19 protein-coding genes are annotated in these 21,231 nt (G+C 70.2%); 8 read left to right on the plus strand and 11 right to left on the minus strand.

Annotated features, from left to right (window positions below; genetic code table 11):
• Nucleotides 1–2 precede the first annotated feature (2 nt).
• Nucleotides 3–920, minus strand: coding sequence for an AAA family ATPase (locus F4561_RS17180; protein ID WP_184580315.1), 918 nt, complete (start codon nt 918–920; stop codon nt 3–5).
• Between the two features lie 171 nt (nt 921–1,091).
• On the opposite strand from F4561_RS17180, the gene F4561_RS17185 reads away from it, so the two are divergent.
• Nucleotides 1,092–1,934 (plus strand): alpha/beta fold hydrolase, encoded by an 843-nt coding sequence (locus F4561_RS17185; RefSeq protein ID WP_246437217.1) that lies wholly within the window; start codon nt 1,092–1,094, stop codon nt 1,932–1,934.
• A 223-nt stretch (nt 1,935–2,157) separates the two neighbouring features.
• Here the strand turns inward: F4561_RS17185 and F4561_RS17190 are convergent, their stop codons facing one another.
• Together F4561_RS17190 and F4561_RS17195 are read right to left on the minus strand one after the other, a co-directional pair.
• Nucleotides 2,158–3,231 (minus strand): SDR family NAD(P)-dependent oxidoreductase, encoded by a 1,074-nt coding sequence (locus tag F4561_RS17190; RefSeq protein ID WP_184580319.1) that lies wholly within the window; start codon nt 3,229–3,231, stop codon nt 2,158–2,160.
• A gap of 175 nt (nt 3,232–3,406) precedes the next feature.
• Nucleotides 3,407–4,045, minus strand: a complete 639-nt coding sequence (locus F4561_RS17195; RefSeq protein ID WP_184580321.1) for a TetR/AcrR family transcriptional regulator — start codon at nt 4,043–4,045, stop codon at nt 3,407–3,409.
• Nucleotides 4,046–4,212: 167 nt separating this feature from the next.
• Between F4561_RS17195 and F4561_RS17200 the strand changes: the two genes are divergently transcribed.
• The 4 genes from F4561_RS17200 (at nt 4,213) to F4561_RS17215 (ending at nt 8,121) form a co-directional block, all read left to right on the plus strand.
• A complete protein-coding gene (locus F4561_RS17200) occupies nt 4,213–5,388 on the plus strand; it encodes an acyl-CoA dehydrogenase family protein (RefSeq protein ID WP_184580323.1) in 1,176 nt (391 codons plus the stop codon).
• A 111-nt stretch (nt 5,389–5,499) separates the two neighbouring features.
• The gene (locus F4561_RS17205; protein WP_184580325.1) at nt 5,500–5,733 is read left to right on the plus strand and encodes a type II toxin-antitoxin system VapB family antitoxin; all 234 of its coding nucleotides are present in this window, start codon (nt 5,500–5,502) and stop codon (nt 5,731–5,733) included.
• On the plus strand, nt 5,730–6,161 hold the full coding sequence (locus F4561_RS17210) for a PIN domain-containing protein (RefSeq protein ID WP_184580327.1): 432 nt from the start codon (nt 5,730–5,732) through the stop codon (nt 6,159–6,161). Before F4561_RS17205 ends, F4561_RS17210 begins: the two co-directional genes overlap by 4 nt.
• Before the next feature lie 583 nt (nt 6,162–6,744).
• Nucleotides 6,745–8,121 carry a GntP family permease gene (locus F4561_RS17215; RefSeq protein ID WP_184580329.1) on the plus strand — a complete coding sequence of 459 codons (1,377 nt, stop codon included), beginning with the start codon at nt 6,745–6,747 and terminating at the stop codon, nt 8,119–8,121.
• Nucleotides 8,122–8,174: 53 nt separating this feature from the next.
• Here the strand turns inward: F4561_RS17215 and F4561_RS17220 are convergent, their stop codons facing one another.
• A complete protein-coding gene (locus F4561_RS17220) occupies nt 8,175–8,894 on the minus strand; it encodes a FadR/GntR family transcriptional regulator (protein WP_184580331.1) in 720 nt (239 codons plus the stop codon).
• A gap of 113 nt (nt 8,895–9,007) precedes the next feature.
• Here F4561_RS17220 and F4561_RS17225 point away from each other — a divergent pair, with 113 nt between their 5' ends.
• Nucleotides 9,008–9,538 (plus strand): gluconokinase, encoded by a 531-nt coding sequence (locus F4561_RS17225; protein WP_184580333.1) that lies wholly within the window; start codon nt 9,008–9,010, stop codon nt 9,536–9,538.
• 20 nt (nt 9,539–9,558) lie between these two features.
• Here F4561_RS17225 and F4561_RS17230 read toward each other — a convergent pair whose 3' ends face one another.
• The 6 genes from F4561_RS17230 to F4561_RS17255 form a co-directional block, all read right to left on the minus strand.
• On the minus strand, nt 9,559–10,299 hold the full coding sequence (locus F4561_RS17230; protein WP_312885609.1) for an IclR family transcriptional regulator: 741 nt from the start codon (nt 10,297–10,299) through the stop codon (nt 9,559–9,561).
• Between the two features lie 332 nt (nt 10,300–10,631).
• Complete coding sequence (locus tag F4561_RS17235) at nt 10,632–11,267, minus strand: sarcosine oxidase subunit gamma (RefSeq protein ID WP_184580337.1); 636 nt, start codon at nt 11,265–11,267, stop codon at nt 10,632–10,634.
• Complete coding sequence (locus F4561_RS17240) at nt 11,260–14,118, minus strand: FAD-dependent oxidoreductase (RefSeq protein ID WP_184580339.1); 2,859 nt, start codon at nt 14,116–14,118, stop codon at nt 11,260–11,262. The genes F4561_RS17235 and F4561_RS17240 overlap by 8 nt, the downstream gene beginning before the upstream one ends.
• On the minus strand, nt 14,115–14,396 hold the full coding sequence (locus tag F4561_RS17245) for a sarcosine oxidase subunit delta (RefSeq protein ID WP_184580341.1): 282 nt from the start codon (nt 14,394–14,396) through the stop codon (nt 14,115–14,117). Before F4561_RS17245 ends, F4561_RS17240 begins: the two co-directional genes overlap by 4 nt.
• 36 nt (nt 14,397–14,432) lie before the next feature.
• Nucleotides 14,433–15,632 carry a sarcosine oxidase subunit beta family protein gene (locus F4561_RS17250; RefSeq protein WP_184580343.1) on the minus strand — a complete coding sequence of 400 codons (1,200 nt, stop codon included), beginning with the start codon at nt 15,630–15,632 and terminating at the stop codon, nt 14,433–14,435.
• Entirely contained in the window at nt 15,629–18,112 is a 2,484-nt protein-coding gene (locus tag F4561_RS17255) for a GcvT family protein (RefSeq protein ID WP_184580345.1), read from the minus strand. The genes F4561_RS17250 and F4561_RS17255 overlap by 4 nt, the downstream gene beginning before the upstream one ends.
• 277 nt (nt 18,113–18,389) lie before the next feature.
• On the opposite strand from F4561_RS17255, the gene purU reads away from it, so the two are divergent.
• A complete protein-coding gene (purU, locus tag F4561_RS17260) occupies nt 18,390–19,259 on the plus strand; it encodes a formyltetrahydrofolate deformylase (RefSeq protein ID WP_184580347.1) in 870 nt (289 codons plus the stop codon).
• A gap of 51 nt (nt 19,260–19,310) precedes the next feature.
• Here purU and F4561_RS17265 read toward each other — a convergent pair whose 3' ends face one another.
• Nucleotides 19,311–20,519 carry a glycine cleavage T C-terminal barrel domain-containing protein gene (locus F4561_RS17265; RefSeq protein ID WP_184580349.1) on the minus strand — a complete coding sequence of 403 codons (1,209 nt, stop codon included), beginning with the start codon at nt 20,517–20,519 and terminating at the stop codon, nt 19,311–19,313.
• A 337-nt stretch (nt 20,520–20,856) separates the two neighbouring features.
• On the opposite strand from F4561_RS17265, the gene F4561_RS17270 reads away from it, so the two are divergent.
• Nucleotides 20,857–21,228, plus strand: a complete 372-nt coding sequence (locus F4561_RS17270) for a methylenetetrahydrofolate reductase C-terminal domain-containing protein (protein ID WP_184580351.1) — start codon at nt 20,857–20,859, stop codon at nt 21,226–21,228.
• Nucleotides 21,229–21,231 lie beyond the last annotated feature (3 nt).

The following is a 21,231-nucleotide window of genomic DNA, read 5'->3' on the forward strand; positions in this document are numbered from 1 at the left end:
GGTCACGCCCCCAGCAGGTCCGCGATGTCGGTCGAGCGGACCCGCTCGGCGTCCTCGCGGTATTTCAGGACGGCGCCGAGCGTCGCCGCGGCCAGATCGGGGTCCAGCGCGCGTGCGCCGAGGGTGGCCAGGGCGTTGGCCCAGTCCAGCGACTCGGCGACACCGGGCGGCTTGATCAGGTCGAGTTCGCGCATACGGCGGATCGCCGAGGCGACGTCGCTGGCCAGTCGCTCGGTGATGTCGGGCAGCCTGCGGCGCAGGATCGCCACCTCGCGGTCGAAGCTGGGATGCTCCACCCAGTGGTAGAGGCAGCGCCGCTTGAGCGCGTCGTGCACCTCGCGCGTGCGGTTGCTGGTCAGCACGGTCAGCGGCGGTTCCGCGGCGACGACCCGGCCGAGCTCGGGGATGCTGATCGCCGCCTCGGAGAGCACCTCCAGCAGGAACGCCTCGAACTCGTCGTCAGCGCGGTCGATCTCATCCACGAGCAGCACCGAAGGCGTGTTCTCCAACGCTTCGAGCAGTGGCCGGGCGATGAGGAACCGCCGGTCGTACAGGCTCGCCTCCAGCTTCGCGGCGTCGGGGCGCTCGCCGGCGGCGTGCGCCGCCGCCTCGACGGTCCGCAGGTGCAGGATCTGCCGGGTGAAGTCCCAGTCGTAGAGGGCCTGCGCGGCGTCAAGCCCTTCGTAGCACTGCAGCCGGACGAAGTGTGCCCCTGTCGCCTGCGCCAGCGCCTGGGCGAACGCGGTCTTGCCGACCCCGGCGTCGCCTTCCAGGAACAGGGGGCGGCCCAGGCGCAACGCGAGGTACCCGGCGGTCGCCAGGCCGTCGTCGGCGAGGTATTCGACATCGGAAAGGGCGCTGGCCAGGTCCGCTGCGGAGGTGGGGCGGCGCGGTGTGGCGGTGGTGTCCGCGGAGATCATGTTCCAACTATGCCGCCCGTTCCGGGGCCGCGGCCAGCGGTCGGACGGCAGGAGGCCGGAGTGGGGCCGCAACGGCTCCGCCGTCGGGAGCCCTGGCAGGGCACAACGAGGCGCGGACCGCCGCCCGCTCTCCTTCACGCGTGGCGGCGCGATCGGGTACACCTGATGGGCATGGGGGAGACTCGGATCGTCTACGACCGCAAGGGTGCCGGCAGCCCCATCGTGCTGCTGCACGGTCTGGGGCACCGCCGCCAGGCGTGGAAGAAGGTCATGAAGCGCCTCGCCAAGCACCATGAGGTGATCGCGCTTGACCTTCCGGGATTCGGGAAGTCATCGGGGCCGCCCACCGGCGACCCCTACGACCTCCGCTCGCTGGTCGACACGGTCCAGCTCATGTGCGCCGAGCTGGGTCTGCAGCGTCCGCACTTCGCCGGCAACTCGCTGGGCGGGGCGATCGCGCTGGAGCTCGGCGCGCGGGGGGTCGCGGCCTCCGTCACGGCGCTGTCCCCCGTAGGGTTCAATGCCGTGGCCACCAGGGCCGGGTTCCGGCTCCTCGCGCACAGCGCCAGGGCGGCGGCGCGGATACCGGAGCCGGTGCGGCTGGCCGCCGCCGGTTCCCGTCCCGGCCGGGCGGCCGCCCGCCGGATCCTGCGCGGCGACCACGCCGCGGAGTCGGCACAGCACATCCGGTTCGACGCGCGCAAACTCTCCTCCGACTCCCCGTTCGTGCGGCTGGCCCCCATCGTCGCGCGGTACTCGTTCGCCGCACCGAACGTCCCCTGTCCGGTGACCATCGCATGGGGCGACCGCGACCGGCTGCTCCCGCCCAGTGGCGCCCAGCGCGCACAGCGCCGGATCCCGCACGCCCGCCAGGTCATGCTCCTGGGCTGCGGCCACATCCCGATGGCGGACAACCCGCGCGCGGTGGCGGCGGAGATCATGCAGACGTGCCGTTCGGCCCGCGAGGACCGCACCCCCGGGGAAACCACGCACACCCCCGCGCTGACGTCCTGAGCCGCTCCGCGAAGGGTCATGAGGGGCACGTACCGGGTCCGCTATCGGGCCGTTTCGTGACGGGCAGCCGCACGCCCACAGCCGCCGGCAGCGGAACCAAACGGCACCCGCGCTCGACGGCGCGCCCCGGGCAGGCGCCGCCAGCTCGGCCTCGGCCCGCCCCGCGCCGGCGCAGGAAGGGCCGCGCGCTCGAAGAGCCGCGGCGCCGCTCGAAGGCGCGCCGCTACGGCCGCTGACGCGTTCGGGAGACGTCCGGGCCGCGCCCCTCCCCGTCCCGGCGCGGATCGGTGGGAACGAACTGGTTGAGCCGCTCGCTCGCCCGGTCGTTGAGTCGGGTGAGAGCGCGAAGGAGCGCGTTGTCGGCGCGGGCGGAGGCGTCGAGACCGGAGGTCGCGGGCTCGCCGGCCGACTCGGGCAGCACCCGGTTCATCGTGCGCAGGCCCATCAGGGTGAGCCGCGGGAAGGCGCCGTGCGTGGCCATCGCGGCGCGCGTCAGCGGGTGCAGCACCAGGTAACGCTGCCGGCAGCGCACGGCCTCGACAATGCGGCTGGCCGCACGCTCGCCGCTCATGGAGACGAGCGGCAGGCTCGCCCCCAGCGCGAACCAGGTGTACTCGCGTGCGGGCGCTCCGGAGAACACCGCCCTGCGGTGCGAGCCCGTACGCATCAGGCCGGGGACGACGGTGAGGACGCGCACGCCGCTCTTCGACAGCTCGGCGTCGAGCCCTTCGGACAGGGCTACCTGCGCGAACTTCGCGCACGAGTAGGGAAGTAGGTGCGGTGGGCTCACCTTGCCGCCGATGGAGGTGATGTTCACCAGGGTGCCGCCGCGTTCACGCAGATGGGGCAGGGCCGCGTCGGCGACGTCCCGCGGCCCCCAGAACATCGCGCCCATGGCGCTTTCGAAGGCGCCCCGCGTGGTTGCGTCCACGGGCGCCACTTGGATCTCCCCGGCGTTGTTGACCACGATGTCCAGCCCGCCGCTGCCGCTCGCTCGCTCCACCATGGTGGCGGTCTCGGCCGGGTCGCGCAGATCGCACACCAGGCCGTGGGCATCGATGTCGCGGGCGCTCAGGTCCTTCAGCGCCCGCTGCAGCTCGTCGTCGTCGCGGGCGCAGATCACCACGCGGCAGCCCGCGGCACCGAACCCGCGCGCGAGGAGCAGTCCCAGGCCGCGGGAACCGCCCGTCACGAGGACGGTCCGGCCCCTGAGATCGGCCACCGGCCGTCGCTTCCGGGCGCGGTACGCCGCCGTGGCGAGGGCGGCCCCAGCTACCGCGGTCCACACAATCCGCACGTCGATCACCTCCGAACCGGGACCCGTGGCCGTGCCTCACTCCGCCCGGGCGGGCCCGCCCCAGGTCGAACATCGTGTCTTCCTGGGGCTCCACTGCCGGGATCGCTGCTGGTTAAACGCGTTCGGTAGGCAGGGACGCACGGGGCGGTTCGGGCTCCGGTCGGCCGCGGTCCCGTCACCGGTCGGAGACGGCCTCCCGCGAGTACACGTTCGAGAGGCCGTCGAGGAACGACGAGAGCGCCAGCTCGAAGCTGGCCTCGTCGATCTCGGCGGCGTGTTCGGACAGCCGGTGGGCCTGGGACAGGTTCGGGTAACGATCGCGGTAGACCCGGACGTCGTCGTCGAACCCCCGCGCGAACGAGTTCATCGCGGCCCCGACCACCAGGTACTTCGTGGACGCGCCAATGAGGGTCGCGTACCTCGGCGGCCACCCGGCCGCGACCAGTCCGCCGTGCACGGCGTCGGCGCGGCGCAGTGCCTCCTCGCGGCGGCCGGGGCCGGCGGCGATGAACGGGACCAGGTTGGGGTGTGCGGCGAGGGCGGCCCGGTAGGAGCGTGCCCAGACCGTCAGCCCGTGCCGCCAGCCGCCGGTCTCGAAGCCCGAGACGTCGATGCTGAGCGTGACCTCGTCGGCGATGTCGATGAGGAGCTCGTCCTTCGTCCGGTAGTGGCTGTAGAGCGAGGCGGCCTGCACGTCCAGCTCCTGGGCGAGTTTGCGCATGGACAGTCCTTCCAGGCCGTCGCGGTCGACGAGGGTCAGCGCGGTAGCGCGGATCCCTTCGCGACTGAGGATCGGCGTCCTGGGTCGTCCCACCTCTACTCCCTTCCCATGCCGCTTTCGCATGCCGGTCACAGCGATCTTTGCACGATCAGCCGCGCTGCGCAGGCGCTTGCCTAGGGTCCTGGCAACCACCTACGCTTAAAACCAAACACCGTTAGGTTATCCGCGCAGTGGTGAACAGGAAATGGGGTTAGCCGAACATGGTCGACTTTTCGCTGACCGATGAGCAGCGAGAGATCCGCGACTGGGTCCGGACCTTCGTCAGACGCGAGCTCATGCCGTTGGAGAACGACGTACTGCTCCGCGAACGCCGTGGTGAGGAGCCCGGCCTCACCGAGAAGGAGCGGACGGAGCTGCAGCAGCTCGCCAAGAAGTCCGACTTCTGGGGCGTGCAGACCCCGGCCGAGTACGGAGGCATGGAGCTCGACGCGATCAGCGCCGCCATCGTCGAGACCGAGCTGGGGCGCTCCTTCATCTCGTTCAGGTTCGGCGGAGACGCCGACAACATCCTCTACCACGCGAACGAGGAGCAGAAGCAGCGCTACCTGCTGCCCACCATCTCCGGCGAGCGCAAATCCTGCTTCGCCATCACCGAGCCCGGCGCCGGCTCCGACGCCAAGGCGATCCGTACAACCGCCGTCAAGGACGGCGACGAGTGGGTGATCAACGGCGAGAAGACGTTCATCACCGGTGGCCACGAAGCCGACTTCGCGATGGTGTTCGCCGTGACCGACAAGGAGCTCGGCGCCGACGGCGGCGTGACCTGCTTCCTCGTGGACCGCGACCACGGGTGGACCTCCGAGCCCATCGACACCATGGGCGAGCGCCGGCCCGCCTCCATCCTCCTGGACGACGTCCGGGTCCCCGACGACGCCGTGCTCGGCGAGGTCGGCAAGGGCTTCCCCCTGGCCATGCAGTGGATCGGCAAGGGCCGCTTCCTGCTGCCCGCCCGCGCCCTCGGCGGCTGCGAGCGCATGCTCGACATGGCCATCGAGCACTCCAAGACCCGCGAGACGTTCGGGGCGCCCATCGCCGATCGGCAGGCCATCCAGTGGATGATCGCCGACTCCCAGGTGGAGATCGAGGCGCTGCGGCTGCTGGTGCTGCACGCCGCATGGCAGGTCGAACAGGGGGTCGACTCCCGGCACGCGCAGTCCATCGCCAAGGTCTTCGGTGGCGTGAAGGCCAATGAGATCGTCGATCGCGTGATGCAGATCCACGGCGGCATGGGCTACACGCGCGAGCTGCCGATCGAACGGTGGTACCGCGACCTCCGGCTGCTCCGGATCTTCGAGGGCACCGACGAGATCCAGCGCCGCACCATCGCCCGCGACCTGCTAAAGGGGCACGTCAAGGTCGGCGCCACCCTGAACTGAAGCGCTCCGTCCCGGCCGCCTCTGCCCGCCATGGCCCTGTCCTTGTTGTGGGTCGGGGCATGGTGGTCATGTATCATTTATATAGATGCCACCAACATTGCGGAGGCGGCCATGACGGCGACACAGATCGACTTGGACGAGGTAGTCCTGGACGAGGCCATGCGGCTCATGGGGGCTCGCACCAAGAAGGAGACCGTCAACACGGCCCTGCGCGAGTACGTCGAACGCGTGAGGCGGCTGGAAGCCGCGGAACGGCTCGCGGAGCGCGGCGCGCGCGGTGAGTTCGATCAGGCCGCAGCCGCGCACGCCGCGGCGAAACGTGCGTGGCGGGACTCCTTCCAGTGATCGGCTTCCTGCTGGACACGTCCGCTCTATGGCACCTGTTCCGCACACCAGGCGCGCTCACGCCCTGGACCGCACACATCGCGACCGGAAGCTTCCGCGCATGCGAGCCCACGAGGGCCGAGCTTCTCTATTCAGCCACGGGCCCAGAACACCGTGACGACCTGGCGAGCGACCTCGACGCTATGTGCCGGCCGGTGTCGGTACCAAAGAACGCCTGGCGCTGGGTCGATACGGCGCAGTACAAGCTCACCCAGCGAGGACAGCACCGCGCCGCAGGCCCGACTGACCTGCTCATCTGCGCGACCGCCGTGCACCACGACCTTATAGTGCTCCATGTCGACAACGACTTCCGCGCGGTCGCCAACGTTCTCAAGGACGTGCGAGAACGCGACATCCGCGACACAGCCGAACCACCGGAGGAGCCGTAGGCGAGTCCTCTCGCTTCCACCCACCGCTTCCCGGATCAGTCGCCGTCCACAGTGACCGCGACCAGGTGGCCCGCACCCTCGTCCCGGCCCCTCCGGAGTCGACTGGGAGAAACACCGAGTCGCAGCGGCCCAAGGCCGCCTCCACACCCGTATCGGTGCGAAGCATAGCGCCGCCGTCCAGGATGAGCACTACCACCGGCACCTCGGTCGCGAACGGTCCCGGTCCAGCAGGCGTGGGACCGCCGCTGGGGCCCACTCGTACAGGCGTACCTGAACTGGTCAGCCCGAGCATGCGCCCTACTCTTCAAGATCCGCGATCTCGCTGGCCCCGTCGCGGAGGACCGCCGCTGTCGCTGAGCCGCCATGGCCTTCGCATGTCCCCGCGTGGCGGGATGCCCGAGGCGAAATTACTGCCTGGTTTAACCCGGCGGGCCGCCGCCCAGGGCCCACAGTGCGGCACCGGATAACGATTTGCGAAGAGGGGTATCCCACCTGCACCGCAATGATATTACCATTGCGGTCACTATTGCGAAGGCGCACGTCAACCGTGTGTTAATCCCATCCCTCGCCCCCGGAGGCACCGTTGGAAGCCATCGAGCCCGCCTATGGCACAGGCCCCCTCCTGCTGATCGCCGGCGCCGCGATCGCGTTCCTACTGCTCCTCGTCGTGAAGGTGCGGCTGCACCCGTTCGTCTCGCTGGTGCTGACCAGCCTGCTGGTCGCGCTGGCGACCCAGATTCCCCTCGCGGACATCGTCCCCACCCTGATGCAGGGCTTCGGGGAGACACTGGCGAGTGTCGGCCTACTGGTCGGCCTCGGGGTGATGATCGGCCGGATGCTGGAGGTCACCGGCGGCGCCGCCGTTCTCGCCCACGCCCTGATCGCTGCGTTCGGCCCCCGGCTCGCGCCGCTGGCTCTCGGTATCGCCTCCCTGCTGTTCGGCTTCCCGATCTTCTTCGACGCCGGCCTGATCGTCATGCTGCCGATCATCTTCAGCGTGGCCCGGCGGCTCGGCGGCTCCGTTCTGCTGTACGCGCTGCCCGCGGCCGGCGCGTTCGCGACCATGCACGCCTTCGTCCCGCCGCACCCGGGCCCGGTGGCCGCGGCCGACCAGATCGGCGCCGACATGGGCATGACCCTCGTCGTCGGCCTGGTACTGGCGATCCCGACCTGGTTCATCGCCAGCTACCTGTACTCGTTCTACGCCGGACGCCGCATCGAGCTGCCCGTTCCCGAGGACTTCACCTCCGAGGGCGAGCTCGCCTACGAGCGCCCTCCGCACCTGTTCACGGTCATCGGGATCCTGCTGCTGCCGATGCTGCTGATCTTCGGCAACACCGGCACCGCGACCCTGGTGACCACCGGAACACTCGACGAGGGCTCGCTGTGGGTCCTGGGGCTGACGCTGGTCGGCGAGACGCCCATCGCGCTGCTCATCACCGCGATCGTGGCCGTTTTCGTTCTGGGGCTCCGCCGGTTCTCGCGCGAGCGGGTCGAGCGCATCTGCAACGACGCGCTCGGGCCGGTGTGCGCAATCATCCTGATCACGGGGGCCGGCGGGATGTTCGGCGGGGTGCTGCGCGTCAGCGGCGTCGGCACCGCACTGGAGTCCACGCTTGCCGCCACCGGGTTGCCGGTCATCGTGGCGGCGTTCGTCATCGCGCTGGCGCTGCGGGTGGCGCAGGGCTCGGCCACGGTGGCGCTGACCACGGCCGCCGCCCTGATCGCGCCGGCCGTTGAAGGGGCCTCTGGGTTGTCGAGCGTGGACATGGCGCTGATCGTGATCGCGATCGCCTGTGGCGCCACAGCGCTGTCCCACGTCAACGACTCCGGCTTCTGGCTGGTGGGCCGGTTCCTCGGCATGGACGTCCCCACGACACTGCGCACCTGGACGGTCATGGTGACCCTGATCGGCTTCACCGGTTTCGTGCTCGCCTGCGTCGGCAGCCTGCTGTTCTGACGCCCAATCCGACGCCGTTCCGGACTCCCGGCGGAAGGGGGCGCGGCCCGCGCTCAGCGGTTCGCGCCCCCTTCGGCCTCGCTGAGAGCCTCGTCGACCTCGCCAACGATCGCCCGCATGGCCGCCTGGGCCACATCCGGAAGGCCGTCGCGGATCGCCCCGGCGACGTGGGCGTGCAGCCGCAGCGCCTCGGCCCTGGGCGGGCGCGGCATCAGGTGGTACTCGGTACGGCCGGTGAGCACCTCGGCGACGACCCCGGTGAGACCCACGAACATCTCGTTGCCGGAAAGGTGCAGGATCCGCCGGTGGAACTCGATGTCCAGCCGCAGGAACTCCTCCTGGTCACCCGCCTGTCCAGCCGCCGTCATCCGCTCGCAGAGCTCGACCACCGGAGTACGCCGATCGCGCGAGGCGTTGCGTGCGGCCGCGGCGGCGGCCGGGGGCTCGATCGCCGCGCGCAGCTCGGTCAGCGAGCGCAACTGGGCCATGCGGCCCGTCCCCGCCAACCGCCAGCGGATCAGTTGCGGGTCGAACACGCTCCACTCCTCGCCCGGGCGAACCTGGACACCGGTGCGCGGGCGGCTGTGCACGAGCCGCATCGACTGCAACACCCGCACGGCCTCGCGCACCACGGTCCGCGAGACCCCGTACTCGCGTTCCAGGCGTTCGAGCGTGAACACGTGACCGGGCTCGTACTCCCCGGCGACGATCGCCGGGCCCAGTACGGCGAGCACCCTGTTGTGCAGGGTACGACGGTCGGTGTCGCCGCTCATGGGGCTCCTTCGCTCTGGTGTGGGGTGCGCATGGAACGCTAGTGGACATCATTGGTAACACTATTCATGCCACGATAGGCGGGACCAGGGAAAACCAGGGGGGAGACCAGAGCATGCACTTCGTCTTCATGGGTGTCTCAGGGAGCGGCAAGAGCACGGTCGCCGGACGCGTGGCCGAGCGACTGGAGCTGCCCTTCGCCGAGGCCGACGAGTTCCATCCGCGCCGGAACACCGAGAAGATGGCGCGGGGGGAGCCGCTGACCGACGAGGACCGCCGCCCCTGGCTCGCCGCGCTGGCGCGGTGGATGGCGGACCACGAGAGCAGCCGCCAGTCGACCATCATGGCCTGCTCGGCACTACGGCGCGCCTACCGGGACCACCTGAGCGGGGGTGCGCCCGACGTTCGCTTCGTGCACCTGGACGGCCCGCGCGACCTCATCGCCGACCGGCTGCGGGAGCGCTCTGGCCACTTCATGCCGGTCGAGCTCCTGGACTCGCAGATGGCGACACTGGAGCCGCTGCAGCCCGACGAGAACGGCAGCACCCTGGACATCTCCCATTCGGTGGACCGGCTCGTGCAGGATGCAACGGGTACCGTCGCCGCGGCGCTTGGGACGGTTCCCAGCGCGCGGCGCCGACGGTAGTCCCGCAGCGGAGCTGGGGGTCAGGCAGCGGGCATGTGCCCCATGCGGGTCGAGATCTCCTCGGCGGCCTTCAGGACGGTCTCGCCGAGCGCGAGCAGCTTGTCTTCCTCCATCCGGTACGAGGGACCGGATGCGCTTACTGCGGCCACGACCTCGCCGGTCAGGCCGCGGACGGGGGCGGCGACAGCGTTGAGGCCGACCTCAAGCTCTTCGACAGCAGTGGCGAAGCCGCGTTCGGTGATCTCGTCGAGCTCCGCGCGCAACAACTCGGGATCAGTGATGGTGCTGGGAGTCACCTCCTCGAGGTGCCCTCGCAGTACCCTCCTCTGGTCCGACTTGGGCATGAAGGCCAGCAGCACCTTGCCGCTGGAGGTGGAGTGCAGGGGGTTCTGGCGGCCGATCCAGTTCTGGCTCACCACCGCGGACGCCCCGCGGACCTGGTCGATGTTGATGACCATGTCCCCGCTCGGAATCGCGATGTTCACCGTCTCGCCCAGATCGGCGGCCAGATCCTCGCAGACCCGGCGGCTCTGCTGAGTCAGGTCCAGGCCCGCCGCCATGGCGCCAGCCAGACGGATGATCCCGAAACCCAACTGGTACTTGCCACGCAGGCCCGGCTGTTCAACCAGGCCGCGCCGTTCGAGCGCGCCGACGAGCCGGAACGCCGTGGACTTGTGCACCCCGAGTTCGGCCGCGATCTCGGTGACCCCGGCCTCGCCGTGCTGGGCGAGGATCTCCAGGACCGTGATCGCGCGGTCCACCGACTGGACGGGCGCGCCATCCTTGCTGGTCGTTCCGGTGCTGCCCTTGGCTGGGTCCGATCCACCACCCGACCCCCGCTCGAACCGTGCTTGTTCGATTGTGTTCGGACTGTTTCCTGCGCGGTGGTCGTTGGAAGCCATGGCCACCACGATAGTGGCGAAGTCGGCAGTGTTCCTGGACAGGAACGTTCCATAATCTATTTTCGCAGGTGAGAGGGTGTTTAACGATCCTATCGACGGGGTTGACGGGGTCATGCCGGAACCGGGGCCCGGCAGCGCCCGCCCGCCCATACGGGCCGGCCCGGCACCCCCGAACTCCGGTCCGGCGTTCATCAGTGCACCGCCGTATGCTCGTGCATCGCATCCAGTAGCCAGTTGACCAGGTAATCGGCGTAGGAAGCCCGCACCAGGAGGCGGTAGGTCGGCCCGGCGTCGAGCTGCTGCAGGCCCACTGTGGCTTTGGCAAGCAGCGTGTGCGTGTAGTTCCCGGGCCCGAACACCCGCGGGTGCAGGTCGAGGTCGCACCCGTGCGCGAGGACATCACGTGCCCGCGGGCCACGCAGCTCCAGCACGGTGCGGTGGGCCGAGACGTCGACGACGCTGGCGCACTGCGCGCCGTACTCGCCTCCCACCGCCGCCGCCAGCCCGGCCGTGAGGCCGCGCCCCGTCGCGGTGTCGTCAACAATCAGGTACCAGCCGGGGCCGCTCCACAGGGCGTACGGCCGGCCGTTCCCGGTCCAGCGTCCCGGTTCGGGCAGCGCGCAGCCCAGGAACTCACCCGCCGTACGTGCCGCGCACCGCTCCTCCCCCGGATCGACCCGCAGCTCCACCTGGGCAAGGAAGGGTACTTCGTAGAGTGTCACGGTCTGCTCGGACCCGGTGGCCGCACACCGTTCGGCGAGGTGCCCGGCGGGACTCTGCCGCTCGATGCGCGGCAACGGAACCGTTCCGTTCACGGCCTCATCCATCGCGCCGACTTCCCTCCTTGTCGTAGAACACCGGGTCGGTCACGAGCACCGGCACCGCCTGGTCCAGGTGTACGGCGTATACCCGGTCGCCGTGCCGGTGCCGCCCCTCGCGCAGCAGACCGAGCGCGAACGACCGGCCCAGCGCGGCGCTGAGATAGGAGGACGTGACGTGCCCCTGCAAGGGCACCGGGGCCGCGCCCGGCTGCTCGGCCACCAACTGCGCCCCCTCGGCGACCACGTGCTCGCCGTCCTCGGGCAGCAGCCCGACCAACTGCTCGCGGTCCTCGCGCGCGGTGTCGGGACGCGAAAGCGAACGCTTGCCGACGAAGTCCTTGCGCTTGGACACCGCCCAGCCCAGCCCGACGTCGACCGGGGTCACGGTGCCGTCGGTCTCGTGGCCCACGACGATGAACCCCTTCTCCGCGCGGAGCAGGTGCATGCTCTCGGTGCCGTAGGGCGTGACGCCGTAGGGCTGTCCGGCCGCCATGACGGCCTCCCAGACGGCCCTGCCGTACCACGCGGGCACGTTGATCTCGAAGCTCAGCTCACCGGTGAAGCTGACCCGCAGGAGCCGGGCGGGCACCCCGTCGACCAGTGTGGTGTCGCGGTACGTCATGAACTCGAAGCCCTCGGCGGAGAGGTCCTCGCCGGGGGCGAGCCGCGCCACGACGTCGCGCGAGCGCGGCCCCACGACGCTGACGGTGGCCCAGTGGTCGGTGGCGTCGGTGATGTGCACACACAGGTCCGGCCACTCGGTCTGGGCCCACTCCTCCAGCCAGGCGCGGACGGTGTCGGCGTTGCCGGAGGTGGTGGTGCACATGTACTGGGTGTCGGAAAGCCGCACGGCCACACCGTCGTCGAGCACCATGCCGTCGGCCTTGCACATGACCCCGTAGCGGCAGCGTCCCGGCCGCAGTGTGGAGAAGTTGTTGGCGTAGATCCGGTCGAGGAACGTCCCGGCGTCGCGCCCCTCGACCATGATCTTGCCGAGGGTGGAGGCGTCCAGGACTCCGACGCTCTCGCGTGCGGCACCGCACTCGCGCAGCAGCGCCGCGCGCATGTCCTCGCCGTCCCGCGGGAAGTACCGGGGCCGTTTCCACTGGCCAACGTCCTCGAACACCGCTCCCTGGGCAACGTGCCACTCGTGCATGGGGGTACGGCGCGCGGGGTCGAACAACTCCCCGACATCACGGCCCGCAACCGCGGTGAGCGGTACCGGCACCCACGGCGGGCGGCTTCCGGTCCCGCCGACCTCGTCCATCGTGCGGCCGAGCAGGCCCGCCACGATGCCCGTTGCGGGCACACCCGACGTCCGCCCCTGGTCGGGACCGGTGCCGATGGTGGTGTAGCGCTTGATGTGCTCGATGGAGGACATCCCGGCGGCGATGGCGTCGCGGATGCCGGCGAGCGTGGCGTCCCGGTGCAGGTCGACGAACATCCGCCGTTCGTCGGTCCGGGAGTCGGTGACCGTCCACAGCGCCATCGGCGGCGTGTGTCCGGACCCCGTGTCCACGTCCGCGCCGCTGGCCACCTCGGCGGCCTCCAGAGCCGGTTCCCCCGACAGCGCCTCAACCGCGGCCGTGTGCCCGGCTCGCTCGCCCTGGTCGCGGGCGGCCGCCGGGTTCCGGATCCCGGTGGCGGCGCCGGCGACGTGCATCCCGGGCGGAACCTCGGCGGGCAGGAACGCCGCGTGCTCGGCCGACCAGCGTTTCCGCCCACCGCTGTGCGCGGCGAGCGCGGTGACCGGGTCGTGGCCGCCGGACACGGCGAGCAGGTCGCAGGGGAACGAGCGCCCCTCGCCGGTGGCGTTCCCGTGCGCGTCGATCGGGGCGACCGTGGCTCCGCTCACGACCCCGCCGGCCCCGCCCGCGGTCCGGGTGACCCCGCTGGCGGTGAGCACCCCGACCCCGCGCTCGTACAGCGCGGCAACCGGGGCCGAGCCCGGCGTGGGCCGGGCGTCGGCCACCGTGACGAGTGTGCTGCCGGCGTCGTGCAGCGCGACGGCCGCCCACAGGGCTTCGTCGTGGCAGCCGAACACGACGACCCGGTGGCCGGCGAGCACCCCGTGCCGCCGGGCGTAGCCCGCGGCGGCGCCGGCGAGCATGACGCCGGGACGGTCGTTGCCCTCGAACGCGATCGGCCGCTCGGAGCTGCCGGTGGCCAGTACAGTGCGGCGGGCCCGGATGTGCCAGAGCCGGTGCACGGCGCCGCCGCTCGCGGCGGCGTGCGGCCGGTGCTCCAGGGCCACCGCCTCACCATGGTCGTAGAGGCCGGTCACGGTGGTACGGGTGAGCAGGCGCAGCTCCGGCTCGTCGCTGAGAGCGGCGATCCGCGAGTCCTGCCACTCGCGCGCGGCGGCGTCCTCCGCCACCGCCCACGCCCCGGCGAGCCCGCCGCCGGGCTGCGGGCCGTCGCAGGCCAGGATGACCCGCGCCCCGGCCCGGGCGGCGGCCGCGGCCGCCGCGACCCCAGCGGGGCCCGCGCCCACGACCAGCACGTCGCAGTGCGCCCACACGCGGTCGCCGCGGGGCGCCTCCTCGCCTTCGGGCAGCCTGGCGTACCCCTTGAGCGACCTGGCGCACAGGCCGTCGTACGCCTCGACCCGCGTGGCCTGGACCATGCTCTCGGTGGGCGCGGAGTCGACCCGGACGTAGCCGCACGGTTCCTCGGGACCGAGCCCGACGATGCCGCGCGGGCGGTCCGAGTAGATCCCGGAGCCGACCGTGCGCACACCGTTGGCCAGCAGGGTGGCGGCCAGCGGCTCTCCGGCGCGGGCGGCGAGCTCCCGGCCGTTGAAGCTGACCGTGGCCTCGCTGCCCTCCTCAACGGGGATATTGCGGTATCCGGTCACCGGGTCACCTCCGGGAGCTCCGCTCCGGTGGGGCCGGAGCCGGCGATCCGGTTGGTCGCGGTGTCGCGCATGACGTCGCACCAGCGGCGACAGCCCGCCCTATGGAACCAGCGCTCGGCGAACCAGCCCTCGGGGTTGTCCCGGACGAACAGGTATTCGGCCCACGCGGCGTCGTCCAGCGCCCACGGGTCCTCGGGGTAGGCCACGCGGGCCTGCCCGCCGTAGCCGAACTCGGCCTCGTCACGTGGTCCGCACCACGGGCATGGAATGAGCAGCATGCCGGTGACGTCCTCCCAGTCCTGGTCAGTACGTGGTCAGTGCGCGACCGCAGCCGCGCCGTGCTCGTCGATTAGCGCCCCGGTGGTGAAGCGTTCGAGCGCGTAGGGCTCGGCGAGCGGGTGCGGCCGGTCGTTCGCGACGGTGTCGGCGAAGACGTGGCCGGCACCAGGGGTCGCCTTGTACCCGCCGGTCCCCCACCCGCAGTTCACGTAGAGGCCGTTGAAGGGAGTGAGACCGATGATCGGCGAGGCGTCCGGGGCGACGTCGACGACCCCGGCCCAGGTCCGCAGCAGATGGGCGTGCGCGAACACGGGGTACAGCGCGATGGCGGCCGCGATCTCGTGCTCGATCGTGCTGAAGGAGCCCCGCCGGCCGTAGCCGTTGTAGGAGTCGATACCGGCTCCCAGGACCAGCTCGCCCTTCTCGACCTGGCTCACGTAGACGTGAACGGTGTTCGACATGACGACCGTGTCGATCACCGGCTCCAGCAACTGCGTGACCAGCGCCTGCAGCGGATGGCTCTGCAGCGGCAGCCGCAGCCCGAGCGTGTCGAGGAGCACCGAGGTGTGCCCCGCGGCGCACAACGCGACCTTGCCGGTCGAGATGGGGCCGCGCGAAGTGTGCACCCCGGTGATCGTGTCCCCGCTGCGCTGGAACCCGGTGACCTCGCAGCCCTCGATGAGGTGCACCCCGAGCCGATCCGCCGCAGCGGCGTAGGCCCAGGCGACCTCGTCGTGGTCGGCGATGCCGGCCCGCGGCTGGTAGGTCGCACCCATGACCGGGTAGCGCAGCTCGGGGCTGATGTTGATGATCGGGACGAGCTTCTTGACCTCTTCAGGGCTGAGCCACTCGGCGTCGATCCCGTTGAGCCGGTTGGCGTTCACCCGGCGCACCGACTCGCGCACGTCGTGCGTGGTGTGCGCGAGGTTGAGCACTCCTCGCTGGCTGAACTCGACGTCGCGGCCCAGATCGTTCTCCAGGTCCTCCCAGAGGCCCAGCGCGTGCTCGTAGATGCCCGCGCTGGCCTCCCACAGGTAGTTCGAGCGAATGATCTGGGTGTTGCGCGCCATGTTCCCGCCGGCCAGCCAGCCGCGCTCCAGGACCGCGACATTGGTGATCCCGTGGTCGCGGGCCAGGTAGTAGGCGGTGGCCAGGCCGTGCCCGCCAGACCCCACAACCACGGCGTCGTAGCTGGGGGCCGGCTCTCGTGTCCTCCACAGCAGTTCCGCAGTCATACCCGCAGCCTCTTCATTTCGGGGTCGAAAAGGGGGTCGGTCGCGGTCGTGGCGGGCACCCGGCGATCGAAGTAGCCGATCTCCAGTGGGGTGCCGGCGGTGCTCGCCGAGGCGGGCACCCAGGCGTAGGCGATCCCGGTGCCGATCGTGTACCCCCATGCCGCGCTGGTGACGTAGCCGATCGCGGAGTCGCTGCCCGGCAGGTAGACGGGCTCGTTGCCCATGACCGTGTCAGAGGGGTCCTCGAAGGTCAGGCAGGTCAGCTTGCGCCGCACGCTCTGCGGGTCGCGCCCTTCGACAGCCGAGCGGCCGGTGTAGTCGCCCTTGTTCATGCGCAGCGCGAAGTCGACGCCGGCCTCGTAGGGGTCGTGCTCGTCGGTCATGTCCGCGCCGAACGCGCGGTAGCCCTTCTCCAGGCGCAGGCTGTTGAACGCGCCGCGGCCGGCGGCGATGACGCCCAAGGGCTCGCCCGCCTTCCACAGCGTGTCCCAGAGGCGCAGCCCGACGTCGGGCGTGGTGTAGAGCTCCCAGCCGAGCTCACCCACGTACGACACGCGCATGGCCAGCACCGGCACCTCGGCGATGTGGAACCTGGCGCAGCGGAAGTAGCGCAGGCCGTCGTTGCTCAGGTCGTAGTCGGCCAGCGGCTGCACGAGGTCCCGCGCCAGTGGCCCCCAGACCCCGATGCAGGTGGTCTGCGGGGTGATGTCGCGGACCTGGACCGTACCGTCGGCGGGCAGCCTGCGGCGCAGCCAGTCGAGGTCGAGCTGGCTGTTCACGCCGAGCTGGAAGTGGTCCTCGCTCACCCGGGCGACGGTGATGTCCCCGCGCAAATGGCCGCGCTCGTCGAGGATCAGGCAGTAGCTGACGGCGCCGGGCGCACGCTCCGCGCGGGCGGTGGTGACGCGGTCCAGGAACGCCGCCGACCCCGGGCCGGTCACCTCCAGGCGCATCAGCGACGACATGTCGTAGAGCGCCACCCGCTCCCGGGTGACCTGCGCCTCGGCCCCGATGATGGGCGACCAGTACCGCCGGGCCCACGGCCCCGGAGTGGGGATGTCGCGGCCCGTGACCAGGTCGGCGTTGGCCTCGTACCAATGGGGCCGCTCCCACCCCGACGCCTCCAGTTGGAAGGCGCTCAGCTCGGTCTGGCGGGGGTAGAACGGGGAGGTGCGCAGCGGCCGGGGCTCCTCCATGGGCTGCTGCGGGTGGATGGCGTCGTAGACCTCCACGAAGTTCTGGCAGTCGCGCTCAAGCAGGTAGCTGGGCGCGAGCTGGTGCGGCTGGAAGCGGTTGACCTCGCAGGCGTGCAGGTCGAAGGTGGAGTGCCCGTCGACGATCAGCTCGGCCGTGGCGCGCGCCACGCCCGCGGAATGGGTGATCCAGACCGCCTCGGCGACCCAGAAGCCGGCCACGTCGGGCGACTCCCCGATCAGCGGCATGTTGTCGGGCGTGAAGGAGAACAGCCCGTTGAACCCCTCCTCCAGCTTGGTCTCACCGAGCTCCGGCAGCAGGCTCAGGGTGTCGCTCCAGGCGGGCGCGAAGTCCTCGGGGGTGAACGGCATCATCGACGGCATCGGGCGGTCGCTGGCGGTCGAGGGGGTGCCGATGGCAGCGGGGTCGACCGGTATGGGGCGGTGCCCGTAGTAGCCGATGCCGATCCGCTCGCCGCTGCCGCGGTAGTAGAGGTCGCGCTCCTGGTACCGCAGCATCGGGTGGCGCTCGGCACCGTCGTCGCCGACCGCGCCGGCCAGCGCGGGGACACGGCCCGTCCAGCCGAACTGGTGTTCCAGCGGGGTGAGCGGGAGCGTCATACCGACCATGCCGGCGATGCGCGGCCCCCACATGCCGGCGGAGCAGACGACGAGGTCGGCCGGGATGTGCCCCTGGTCGGTGATGACACCGGTGACGCGCCCACCGCTGACCTCGATGTCGGTCACCTCGTGCCGCGGGAGGAAGCGCGCGCCGCGCCACACCGCCGCCTCGCCCTGCGCCGCGGAGGCCCCCACGGCGTTGGCCAGGCCGTCGGAGGGGGTGTACAGGCCGCCGAGGATCCGGTCGGCCTCGACCAGCGGGTGCAGCTCCGCGCACTCCTCAGGAGACAGCACGCGGGCCTCGATCCCGTACGACCGCGCCCAGCCGCAGCGCCGGTGCAGCTCGTCGAGCCGTTCCGGCGCGACGGCGAGCTCCAGGCCGCCGACCGGATTGAAGCAGGGCTGGCCGCCCTGGTGCAACGCCTCGTACTTGCGCGCGGTGTAACTGGCGAAGTCGACCATGGTCTTGGACCCACTGGTCTGAAAGACCAAGCCAGGAGCGTGTGAGGTCGAACCACCCGTGGTGTACACATCGCCCTGGTCGACCACCGTGACATCGGTGTAACCACGCACCGTGAGCTCGTCGGCGAGCGCGCAGCCAACGATGCCCGCGCCGATCACGACGACTCTGGGGGTGGTTCGAGGGGCGGGATCGGGAGCAGGCATGGCACTCCTACCTTCGCCATCGAAGTTTCTGTAAGCGCAACAAACAGCGCGTTACGCAACAGGGTCTGACGTACAGCGGCCCGTGTCAAGGGTTTTCACCAGCCTCGAACCGGCTCATGCGGACCCCTTGACGAAAGACGGCCATTCGTCGCACTGTTTCTCATAGAAAGACGAGTTGCTTATAGCGCAACCATCTTCCCCTTGAATCCGCCCACGTCACAGGGCGGAGAACTGTTCTCTCTCACGAGCTTCCAGGAGGCCTGGGTTGGCCACAGCCATGACCACATCGACCCCGGGGCGTGACTTCATCCTCACGCTCGACTGCCCGGACCGGCCGGGAATCGTGCACGCAGTCACGGAGTTCCTGGTCGCCCACGACGCCAACATCGTGCAGTGCCAGCAGTTCGACGACCGCCAGAACGGCCGCTTCTTCATGCGCATGCACCTGGAGTCGCTCAATTCCGCCTACGGCAAGGACGCGCTGATCCAGGGCTTCGGCCGGACGGCCGAGGCGTACTCGATGAACTGGCGCCTGGTCGACGCGGCAGAGCGCACGCGCACGCTCATCCTCGTCTCGAAGTACGAGCACTGCCTCAACGACCTGCTGTTCCGGCGCAGGTTGGGCACGCTCGACATCGACGTGCCGCTGGTGGTGTCCAACCACCCCGACGCCGCGGGCATGGCGGCGGCGCACGGTGTTGAGTTCCGGCACATTCCCGTGACGCCGGACGGAAAGGAGGAGGCCGAGGCGGAGCTGCTGCGCCTCGTCGACGACCTGCGGATCGACCTCGTGGTGCTGGCCCGCTACATGCAGATCCTCTCGCCCGAGCTATGCAAGAGCCTTGAAGGGCGGGCGATCAACATCCACCACTCGTTCCTGCCGAGCTTCAAGGGGGCGGGCCCCTACGGGCAGGCGCACGCGCGGGGAGTGAAGCTGATCGGTGCGACCGCGCACTACGTGACCCCCGACCTCGACGAGGGGCCGATCATCGAGCAGGACGTCGCGCGGGTCGACCACTCGATGGACCCCGCACGCCTCGCCGCCATCGGCCGCGACGTGGAGTCCCAGGTACTCGCCCGCGCCGTGCGCTGGCACTGCGCCAGCCGGGTGCTGCTCAACCACGGACGCACGGTCGTCTTCGGTTGAACACGTGGTCCCCTCGGCCCCACGTGGGGCCGAGGGGACCACGACGCGTTCTCAGCCGTTAACGAGCTGGTGCAGGTCCTGCTTGGGGATGGACTTGCTGGCGTCAACGAACGGCTTGGGCACGACCGTCGCGGGAACCGCGCCGCCCGGGCGCTCCACCAGCAGCTCCGTTCCCTCGGCCGCCAGCTCCACCGGCACCATGGCGAACCCGATGTTCTTCTCCATGCGCGGCGAGAAGCACGCCGACGTCACCTGGCCCACGACCTCGTCCGAGCCGGGCACGCGCACGGGGAAGGTGTCGATCATGGACCCGTCGTTGAAGGTCCCCAGCGGGACACCATCGATCTCGACACCGGCGAGCTTGCGGGTGACCCCGTTGTCCCGGATGCGCTTGAGCGCCTCCTTGCCGATGAAGTCGGCCTCCTGCTCCAGGTCGACCATCCAGCTGACCTCGTAGCCGTACCCGACCTCGAAGGGGTTGGTGTCCATTGTGATGTCGCAGCCCCAGGACAGGATCCCGCCCTCGATCCGCCGGATGTGGCACGGACCGATGACGCGGATGTCGTACGGCGTGCCGGCCTCGACCACCTTGTCCCACAGCTTGATGCCGTCGCGCGACGCGTTGCGCAGGTAGATCTCGAACCCGAGCTCGGAGGTGTAGCCGGTGCGCGAGACCACCAGGCTCATCCCGTCGAGCTCGTACTCCTGGCAGTAGTAGTACGGGATGTCCAGGACGCTCGCGCCGAACAGGTCGGTCATGGTCTCGCGCGACTTGGGCCCCTGCACCTGGATGGGGCCGACGTCGGGCTCGCGGATCGTGACGTCCAGGCCGCTGTTCACGGCCAGCCCCTGCGCCCACAGCAGCACATCGCTGTCGGCCAGGGAGAGCCAGAAGTGGTTCTCACCGAGGCGGAGCAGCACCGGGTCATTGATGATCCCGCCGTCGGGCGCCGTGATGAACACGTACTTGCACTGCCCGATCTTGCACTTGTTGAGATCCCTGGGGACCAGCATGTTCGTGAACGTGAACGCGTCGGGGCCAGTGATCTCGACCTGGCGCTCCGCGCCGCCGACATCCCACAGCGTGACACCGTTCAGCAGGTGCCAGTACTCGGCCACGGGGTCGCCGTAGTGGCGCGGGTGGTACCGGTGGCTGTACACGCTGTACTTGGCCACGCCGTGGCGGCGTGACGCGTAGAAGAAGGGGGACTTCTTGATCCTCGGGTAGAGCAGGATCTCCGGGTCCTCGATGACGGCCATACGGACCTCCATCACTCGATGCGCAACTGGGTTCGTCATGCGCAACAGAGCGTCCCGTTCGCCCGGCGCCCGTGTCAAGAACCAACGACGAAGTTAGTTCCGCGTGGCGCAACGAACATCTATTGACGCAACGATTCGCGCCCTCATATGCTAACCGAACATAACGACGTTTCTCCATATGCACAGTGTCTCTAATGGTGCAACGGACAGCAGGGGGCGGTACACCATCGCCCAGCTCGGATCGCACCGCCACGGAGCGGTTCGCTGCCGACCGTGATCTCCCGGATAACTCGCATCTCGCCGTAGTGCCCACACCACAGCGGAAAAGGAGCAGACCTTGGCCAAACTGCTCGCCACGATCGAACACGCGGTGAAGAAACCCGTCTGGGGCTGCACCATGTGCGGCCAGTGCGTCCTGCACAAGACCGGCCTCACCTGCCCGATGGGCTGCCCGAAGAACCTGCGCAACGGCCCGTGCGGCGGGGTCCGCGAGGACGGGAACTGCGAGGTCTACCCCGACATGCCCTGCGTCTGGGTGAAGGCCCAGGACCGCTCGGAGAAGATGCCGGGCTCCTGGCGCGAGCAGTTCGACGACCTGCGCCCGCCCGTGGACAACCGGCTGCAGGGGAGCTCCTCCTGGATCAACCTGTTGACCGGCCGCGATAAGCAGGTGCCCGCCGGCTGGCAGTCAGCCGAGGAAGAGGAATAGGAG

This window comes from Lipingzhangella halophila, from assembly GCF_014203805.1.
In the GTDB taxonomy this organism is placed as follows: Bacteria; Actinomycetota; Actinomycetes; order Streptosporangiales; family Streptosporangiaceae; genus Lipingzhangella; species Lipingzhangella halophila.

Coding starts and splice junctions, on each gene's coding strand:
- F4561_RS17180 (WP_184580315.1), bottom strand. CDS start 920: ATGATCTCCGCGGACACCACCGCCACACCGCGCCGCCCCACCTCCGCA.
- F4561_RS17185 (WP_246437217.1), top strand. CDS start 1,092: ATGGGGGAGACTCGGATCGTCTACGACCGCAAGGGTGCCGGCAGCCCC.
- F4561_RS17200 (WP_184580323.1), top strand. CDS start 4,213: ATGGTCGACTTTTCGCTGACCGATGAGCAGCGAGAGATCCGCGACTGG.
- F4561_RS17205 (WP_184580325.1), top strand. CDS start 5,500: ATGACGGCGACACAGATCGACTTGGACGAGGTAGTCCTGGACGAGGCC.
- F4561_RS17220 (WP_184580331.1), bottom strand. CDS start 8,894: ATGAGCGGCGACACCGACCGTCGTACCCTGCACAACAGGGTGCTCGCC.
- F4561_RS17225 (WP_184580333.1), top strand. CDS start 9,008: ATGCACTTCGTCTTCATGGGTGTCTCAGGGAGCGGCAAGAGCACGGTC.
- F4561_RS17235 (WP_184580337.1), bottom strand. CDS start 11,267: ATGGATGAGGCCGTGAACGGAACGGTTCCGTTGCCGCGCATCGAGCGG.
- F4561_RS17245 (WP_184580341.1), bottom strand. CDS start 14,396: ATGCTGCTCATTCCATGCCCGTGGTGCGGACCACGTGACGAGGCCGAG.
- F4561_RS17250 (WP_184580343.1), bottom strand. CDS start 15,632: ATGACTGCGGAACTGCTGTGGAGGACACGAGAGCCGGCCCCCAGCTAC.
- F4561_RS17255 (WP_184580345.1), bottom strand. CDS start 18,112: ATGCCTGCTCCCGATCCCGCCCCTCGAACCACCCCCAGAGTCGTCGTG.
- purU (WP_184580347.1), top strand. CDS start 18,390: ATGACCACATCGACCCCGGGGCGTGACTTCATCCTCACGCTCGACTGC.
- F4561_RS17265 (WP_184580349.1), bottom strand. CDS start 20,519: ATGGCCGTCATCGAGGACCCGGAGATCCTGCTCTACCCGAGGATCAAG.